Below are 697 nucleotides of genomic sequence, written 5' to 3'. Positions count from 1 at the left end.
CTCCAAAACCGCGTGCCGAGGGTTCGAATCCTTCTGCCCCTGCCATACCAGAGCCATACGAACCCCGCCACAATTTACTTTGTAGGTCCGGCGTTCGTGTTGGCCATGATGTTGCCCAAAGAATGAGGGCAATTAGAAAAGCACTCGGTAAAAACCGGGTGCTTTTTCTTTTGCATATAATCCCGAGGCGGGAAGGAGCGAAAAAACCAGGATAGCGGTACACACGCCAATGTTACCCCGCTATCCTCTCAACGCCTCAAACAAGGCGGGCCGGGGAAACCTGCCCCCGGCTACCTTGATTTTAACAAAGCAGGACACAAAAATCAAGGAGGAAAATAAAAAATGTGTATCGAAAACACCACCGAGTCTGCAATGGCCACCAAAGACCAGGAGCGGGGAGTCCTGCAGCAGATCAAGGCTATGGTGGCCGAATTGGGGCCGAAAAGCTACATTGCCACCGCGTTCCGCGGCGTGTTCGATATCGCCGAGGAGAACATTGACAACGGCTTCTCCGGGAACCCGGTGGAGCAGGCGCAGGATCTGGGGGAGCAGTTGGCCCAGCGCACCGTGCAGGTGGGCCAGCTGGCCGAGGAGCGGGACGAGTACAAGGCCAGAGCCGAGGCGGCTGAAGCGCAGCTGATTGTCCTTAAGGCCAAACTGTACGACTATATGACGGCCTAAAGAAATACACAAAGGG

General features: G+C 55.2%; 1 protein-coding gene. It reads left to right on the top strand.

Going from position 1 to position 697, the window contains the following annotated elements; all coding sequences use genetic code 11:
- Positions 1 to 342: 342 nt before the first annotated feature.
- The gene (locus D1841_RS16175; protein WP_166554295.1) at positions 343 to 681 is read left to right on the top strand and encodes a hypothetical protein; all 339 of its coding nucleotides are present in this window, start codon (positions 343 to 345) and stop codon (positions 679 to 681) included.
- Positions 682 to 697: the final 16 nt, after the last annotated feature.

Source organism: Neglectibacter sp. X4 (assembly GCF_009917365.1).
In the GTDB taxonomy this organism is placed as follows: Bacteria; Bacillota; Clostridia; order Oscillospirales; family Acutalibacteraceae; genus Acutalibacter.
This window is presented reverse-complemented; position numbering and strand designations above follow the sequence as displayed.